Annotated in this window: 8 protein-coding genes; 7 read left to right on the top strand and 1 reads right to left on the bottom strand. The window is 65.8% G+C overall.

Annotated features, from left to right (window positions below; all coding sequences use genetic code 11):
• Positions 1–72: 72 nt before the first annotated feature.
• Complete coding sequence (locus tag AC1RS9_RS14360) at positions 73–426, top strand: hypothetical protein (protein WP_074041318.1); 354 nt, start codon at positions 73–75, stop codon at positions 424–426.
• Here the strand turns inward: AC1RS9_RS14360 and AC1RS9_RS14355 are convergent.
• Positions 416–853 carry a MarR family winged helix-turn-helix transcriptional regulator gene (locus tag AC1RS9_RS14355; RefSeq protein WP_074041316.1) on the bottom strand — a complete coding sequence of 146 codons (438 nt, stop codon included), beginning with the start codon at positions 851–853 and terminating at the stop codon, positions 416–418. The genes AC1RS9_RS14360 and AC1RS9_RS14355 overlap by 11 nt on opposite strands.
• Positions 854–930: 77 nt before the next feature.
• Between AC1RS9_RS14355 and AC1RS9_RS14350 the strand changes: the two genes are divergently transcribed.
• The 6 genes from AC1RS9_RS14350 (at position 931) to AC1RS9_RS14325 (ending at position 5,562) form a co-directional block, all read left to right on the top strand.
• Positions 931–1,305 carry a VOC family protein gene (locus tag AC1RS9_RS14350; protein ID WP_074041313.1) on the top strand — a complete coding sequence of 125 codons (375 nt, stop codon included), beginning with the start codon at positions 931–933 and terminating at the stop codon, positions 1,303–1,305.
• A gap of 7 nt (positions 1,306–1,312) precedes the next feature.
• Positions 1,313–2,176: a DNA-3-methyladenine glycosylase family protein gene (locus tag AC1RS9_RS14345; RefSeq protein ID WP_074041311.1), complete on the top strand. Its 864-nt coding sequence runs from the start codon at positions 1,313–1,315 to the stop codon at positions 2,174–2,176.
• A 3-nt stretch (positions 2,177–2,179) separates the two neighbouring features.
• Positions 2,180–3,628 (top strand): cysteine--tRNA ligase, encoded by a 1,449-nt coding sequence (gene cysS / locus AC1RS9_RS14340; protein WP_074041310.1) that lies wholly within the window; start codon positions 2,180–2,182, stop codon positions 3,626–3,628.
• A 126-nt stretch (positions 3,629–3,754) separates the two neighbouring features.
• Positions 3,755–4,231 carry a peptide-methionine (R)-S-oxide reductase MsrB gene (gene msrB / locus AC1RS9_RS14335; protein WP_020625393.1) on the top strand — a complete coding sequence of 159 codons (477 nt, stop codon included), beginning with the start codon at positions 3,755–3,757 and terminating at the stop codon, positions 4,229–4,231.
• Positions 4,228–4,791: a peptide-methionine (S)-S-oxide reductase MsrA gene (gene msrA, locus AC1RS9_RS14330; protein ID WP_074041308.1), complete on the top strand. Its 564-nt coding sequence runs from the start codon at positions 4,228–4,230 to the stop codon at positions 4,789–4,791. Before msrB ends, msrA begins: the two co-directional genes overlap by 4 nt.
• A gap of 84 nt (positions 4,792–4,875) precedes the next feature.
• Positions 4,876–5,562, top strand: a complete 687-nt coding sequence (locus tag AC1RS9_RS14325; RefSeq protein ID WP_235006251.1) for an RraA family protein — start codon at positions 4,876–4,878, stop codon at positions 5,560–5,562.
• Positions 5,563–5,577: the final 15 nt, after the last annotated feature.

The following is a 5,577-nucleotide window of genomic DNA, read 5'->3' as shown; positions in this document are numbered from 1 at the left end:
TCGCCCCGATGAGACCCAGGACGAGAGCCGACTGGACCGCCCGCAGCAGATCAGGCCAGAGGAGACGTACTGATGAACGAGCCGCTATCTGACCTCACCGTCATCGACGCGGAGGAAGTTCGAGCACCGGATATCCCTCGCGCGCTGACGGCCGCATCGATCCTGTACGAGGACGGGGCAACGCAGGCATTCGCCGAGGACGGCAAGACCGTGTACGTCGAGAACGGAAGACCCACGTTGGGGGAGTGGTATGTGGATGCAGAGGGGCAGTTCTGTTCCTTCTGGCCGCCGGACTACCGCGCGTGCTATGAACTGCGCTGGCTCGTCGAAGACGGGCGGATCGCTGGTCTCCGCTTCCGCCGCGGGTCCTACAGCGCCATCGGCCGGTATCAGCTCCCCGGGCCTGACAATGCCGTCAAGGAATGAGCAGGGCGTCGCGGCAACGAGCCAGAAGCTCGTAAAGACGGACGCGCTCCACCGGCTCAACCTCCACGGTCATGCGATGAACGACCGAGGAGACTTCCTCATGTGCGCGTTCGAGGAGGAGTTCTGCGGCATCGTTCAGCACCACGCTCCGTTCCCGCCTGGGCCCAGGATCACTCGAGCGGGTGACCAGTCCCCGCTTCTCCAGCCCCTGAAGCAGCACGTTCATCGACTGGCGAGACACGAACGCGCGCCGGGCGAGTTCGGAGCTCGTGATGCCTGGCGTGTCCTGCAAGGCGGTCAAGCACGCGTACTGCGGCACACTCAGCGCCAGCGGGCGAAGCCGATCGTCCATTCGCTGGTTCAGGAGCGACTGCGTCTCCTTGATCAGCACCCCCAGCGACTCCGGGCTCCGGTCCAATGCATCCATGTCAATAGTTTGACACACACTCCAACGAGTGTCAGGATATTGACACTGGCGATATTGAACAGAACAGGAGCCTGCTCATGGCAGCAACAACCACCGGCCCGGACTTCGTCTCTTTCCAGGTGCGGGACCGCGCCGTCTCCGCGAAGTTCTACGAGGAGCTCGTCGGACTCACACGCCTCCCAGACTCGAACCCCGCGGCGACCGTCTTCTCCGCAGGAGGAGCCGCGTTCGCCGTCCGCGACCCGTTCCCCGGTGTGGATCTCGACGCGATGCCTCAGCTCGGCGCCGGCGCCGGAGTCTGGTTCCACAACGACGACGCGGAAGGCGTGCATGCACGCCTGGTCGACGCGGGAGTGGCGATCGCGCAGGAACCGTTCGAGGGGCCGTTCGGACTGCAGTTCTCATTCCGTGACCCCGACGGCTACGTCGTCACCATTCACGCCCGCGCCTAATGCCACCATGGCGCAGCACACCCTCTCGGTCCAGGTCCTCGGGCCGTGGTCCTTGCGCACCAGCAAGCGGTTCTGGGAAGAATTCACCCCTACCGCGATCGCGGCCGGCGGCGACCCGGACGTCCTCTCTGCGCGCTTTATGAGCGAGCATGACTGGACGCCCGTGTCCGCCCGCGTCACCCAGCGCGGGGAGAGCGCCCAGATCAGCCTGTCCGGCACTGGCGATCTGGCCGCAGCAGCTGAGCAGGTGTGCCGCTTCCTCTCTCTTGATGTGGACGCGCGGGCCTGGGCGGCTGTCGGCGATCGCGACCCGATCATCGCCACCGCCCAAAGGGCTCTCCCCGGATATCGCCCGTGCGGCTTCCATTCGCCCTACGAAGCCGCAGCCTGGTGCGTCTTGTCGCAGCGCACTCGCGTCCCGGTTGCTGCCCGAGTCCGCCGCGACCTTATCGTCGCGCACGGGGACGACGGGGCCTTTCCCGCGCCCGATGCGCTCATCCGCGCCATCGACGCCGGAGAACTGGACCTACCCGGTCGGAAGCCAGACTATCTCCGGGCTGTCGCCGAGGCTGCGCTCACCGGACTGCTCAACGGTCCCCGGCTCCGAACTACGCCCGAAGAATCTGCTCGCCGCGAGCTCCTCACGGTGACAGGCATCGGACCGTTCGCCGCGGACCTCGTCCTTATCCGCGGCGCCAACGCCCAGGACGTCCTTCCGCGCGCGGAACGCCGCCTTTACGCCGAGATCTCCTACCAGTACGGGCCCGAATCGCTGCTTGAGGAGGTCGCAGAACGCTGGCGCCCCTTCCGCTCCTGGGCCGCGGTCCACCTCCGTGCGCTCCGAGAGCAGCGCACCCGTGAGATGAGCTGATCGATGACGTTACGGCTCTTCGACAGCGGAACATCATCGTTGTGCACGTTCGCGCCCCTGCGACCGGGTCGCGTCGGCATCTATCTGTGCGGTCCGACCGTTCAGGCTCCGCCACACGTCGGCCATCTCCGCTCGGCAGTGGTCTTCGACCAGTTGCGACGATGGCTCCAGATCGGCCACGAGCTCGACGTGACCCTGGTCCGAAACATCACCGACCTGGACGACAAGATTCTTGCTGCGAGCAACACGGCGGGCGTTCCATGGTGGGCGTGGGCTGCTCGCCAGGAGAGGGCGTTCGCCGACGCCTATCGCATGATCGGTATCTTGCCGCCGACGATCGAGCCGCGCGCGACGGGGCATACCGCCGAGATGCTTGCGTTCATCGACCGGCTGATCAAACGAGGCCACGCGTACCGAGCGGGAGACGATGAGAGAGACGTCTACTTCGACGTCTCATCATGGCCTGACTACGGTTCTCTGACCTCACAGGAGACCGGCACTCTCCCCGGAGACGAACATGCCGATCAGGCGACGGGGAAACGCGACCCTCGCGACTTCGCGCTCTGGAAATCCGTTCCCTCAGATGTGGCGGTAGGAGAGGCGAGTGCCGCGGGCGCGGCATGGGATTCGCCTTACGGGCCGGGACGCCCGGGATGGCATCTGAGCTGCTCGACGATGATCCTCCGCTACCTGGGAGAGAGCTTCGACATCCACGGTGGAGGGCTCGACCTGCGTTTTCCTCATCATGAGAATGAGCAGGCGCAGTCCCGTGCCGCCGGATACGGATTCGCGCGCTACTGGATGCACAATGGCTGGGTCACGTCCGGCGGCGACAAGATCAGCAAGTCCCTCGGCAACGCGACACCCGTCGACGATCTTCTGCAGGGGATACGTCCTATCGACCTGCGCTACTACCTCGGATCGGCCCATTACCGGTCGAACCTGGAGCTGACCGAATCCGCCCTGCGATCCGCCGCGGCGGCGATGCGCAGAATCGAAGACTTCATCGCCCGGAGCGCGAACGACTCGAGGCAGACGGCGGATGCGAGCAAGCTGCCGGTCGCATTCAGAAACGCCTTGGATGACGACCTCAACATCCCCATGGCCCTCGCCGTCCTCCACGACGAGGTCAGGCGCGGCAATACCGCCCTCACCCAGCACGACGCGCGGGCCGGTGCCGACGCACGGGACGCCGTGCTCGCCATGACGGGCGTCCTCGGCATCAATCCGCACGAGATGCCGTGGGGCAAATCAACCGCTGGACCCCTGCGCGTCGAGCGGGCGTTGGAGATTCTGATCGCCCAGGCGCTCGACCAGCGAGCCCAGGCCCGCACGGTCGGGGACTTCCGCACGGCAGACCGTATCCGTGACGAACTCGACGCCGCCGGCATCGTGCTCAGCGACAGTCAGTCGAGCACGACATGGGTCTTCGGTGAAGCAAATAGCGCATGATCCGAAATAGCAACAGGAGGGTTCTTCAAGTCACAGCCTATTCCCAGATTAGCGGGACCAAACCGCGTCACCCCGGCGTTATCAACAGTGACGCCGCAGCCAGCGGCGCCGGACAAGGAGGAAATCGTGTCGCACGACTACAGCAAGACTTCTGAGGCCCTGAGCCGCCTCAACGACCAGCAGTACCGCGTCACCCAGAAGGACGGCACCGAGCCGGCTTTCCGCAACGAGTACTGGGACAACCACGAGGACGGCCTGTACGTGGACGTCGTTTCCGGGCAGCCCCTGTTCTCATCCACCGACAAGTACGACAGTGGAACCGGATGGCCCAGCTTCACCAAGCCGGTCGTCGCGGACGCCGTCCACACGAAGACGGACCGATCCCTCTGGATGCCCCGCACCGAGGTCCGCTCCACCGGGGCGGACAGCCACCTCGGACACGTCTTCGACGACGGCCCCGCGAACGCTGGCGGCCTGCGCTACTGCATGAACTCCGCCGCGCTGCGGTTCATCCCCGTCTCCGACCTGGAGGCCGAGGGGTATGGCGAGTTCCGCTCACTGTTCGAGACCACCACCACGACCACGAAGGAGCACGCATCATGACCAGTGGAATTCACGACACCGGAGAGGTCACCCGCACACCAGGCACCGAGACGGCCGTCCTCGCCGGCGGCTGCTTCTGGGGCGTCGACGAGCTCATCCGCAAGCAGCCGGGCGTGATCAGCACCCGTGCCGGATACACCGGCGGACAGAACGATCACGCCACCTACCGCAACCACCCCGGCCACGCCGAGGCTGTGGAGATCGTCTTCGATCCGTCGAAGACGACGTACCGGGACATCCTGGCGTTCTTCTTCCAGATCCACGACCCGTCGACCCTGAACCGTCAGGGCAACGACATCGGCACGAGCTACCGCTCGACGATCTTCCCGCTCACCCCCGAGCAGGAGCAGATCGCCAAGGAGACGATCGCCGACGTCGACGCCTCCGGCCTGTGGCCAGGCTCGGCCGTCACCACGATCGAGCCCGCCGGCCCGTTCTGGGAGGCCGAGCCTGAGCACCAGGACTACCTGCAGCGGTATCCGAACGGCTACAACTGCCACTACCCTCGCGCCGGCTGGGTCCTGCCCCGCCGCATCGAGACGACGGAGGCTTCCGTCTGACCATGTACTCGTGGGGGCGTGCCACCGCTGAGCCGGTGGCACGCCCTCGCGTCATCAGTGACTGAGAAATGATGCGGAGTGACCGTGAACAACGATGAAGACAACACGGTGGAGCGGCGTCGCGCAGCATCAGCCGCAGGCCTGACGTGTGCCGATCTGACCGACGCGCTCGGCCGGAAGCATCGTCACCGTGCCCATGTCACCGGGCTGGTCAGTCCGACACCCGAACGCACCCTGTTCGGTCGGGTCGCGACGATCTCCTTCTTCCCAACGTGCCATGCCGTACTCGACCCGGAGCAATACACGTTCGGACGGCTGTTCCACCAGGCCGTCGACGGATCACCTGCCGATCCCGCCAACACGGTCCTCGTGATGGCCAGCAACGGCCACAGCTCGACGTCTCTCGCCGGTGGGACGAAGCTCTCCCGTGCGACCAACGTCGGCCTCGCCGGCGTCCTGACCGACGGCCGCCTTCGCGACTTCGACGAGCTGGCCGAGGAACCTTTCGCAGCCTGGTGCTCGGGAGAGGCCGTCGCCTGGGGTGGAGCTGTCGTCACGCCGTTTCAGGCGAACATCCCCGTCGTCATCGACGGAGTGGGCATCTATCCGGGCCAGTACATCTTCTGCGACTCATCGGGAGCCGTCGTCATTCCCGACAGCGACATCGACGATGTGCTCGAGACCGCCCATCGGGTCCGTGCCGACGACGCCGCGTCCCGTGACCTGATCGCGCGGGAAGCCCGCAGCGGCGACCTGGCGCACGAGCGGTGACCTCACACTCCTGGC

The organism is Dermacoccus sp. MPR-E5 (assembly GCF_058809565.1).
This window is presented reverse-complemented; position numbering and strand designations above follow the sequence as displayed.